The organism is Frigoribacterium sp. Leaf8, from assembly GCF_001421165.1.
GTDB lineage: Bacteria > Actinomycetota > Actinomycetes > Actinomycetales > Microbacteriaceae > Frigoribacterium.
This window is the reverse complement of record NZ_LMKB01000005.1, coordinates 1,346,340-1,346,816: the sequence shown is the minus strand read 5'-3', so window position 1 is coordinate 1,346,816 and position 477 is coordinate 1,346,340. Positions and strand designations below refer to the sequence as shown.

General features: G+C 74.2%; 1 pseudogene. It reads left to right on the top strand.

Annotation, left to right across the window (positions count from 1 at the left end):
- Positions 1 to 477, top strand: a pseudogene (locus ASL10_RS16370) (hypothetical protein); the annotation flags it as partial.

The window sequence follows — 477 nt, the reverse complement described above, 5'->3', positions numbered from 1 at the left end:
GTGCCGTCGGTGGGGCTGCCCGTGACCGTGGGCGGCAACGCCGTCTCGGTGGTCGGCGACAGCAGCAGCACGGGCACCACGACGGGCACCGGCACCACCGGCGCCGGCACGGGTCCGACCACGGGTGGCGCCGCCACCAGCGGTGACGACTCCGTCGCCGGGGGCACGCAGGTGATCCCGACGGTGACCACCCCGGTCACGGTCGGTGGCAACGCGATCTCGGTCATCGGCGACAGCAGCAGCACCGGCACCGGCACCACCGGCACCGGCACCACCGGCGCCGGTACGGGTTCGACCGGCGGCACCACGAGTGGTGACGACGGCATCCTCGGGGGCACGCAGATCGTGCCGTCGGTGGGGCTGCCCGTGACCGTGGGCGGCAATGCCGTCTCGGTGATCGGCGACAGCAGCAGCACGGGCACCACGACGGGCACCGGCACCACCGACACCGGTTCGGGTTCGACCGGTGGCACCACG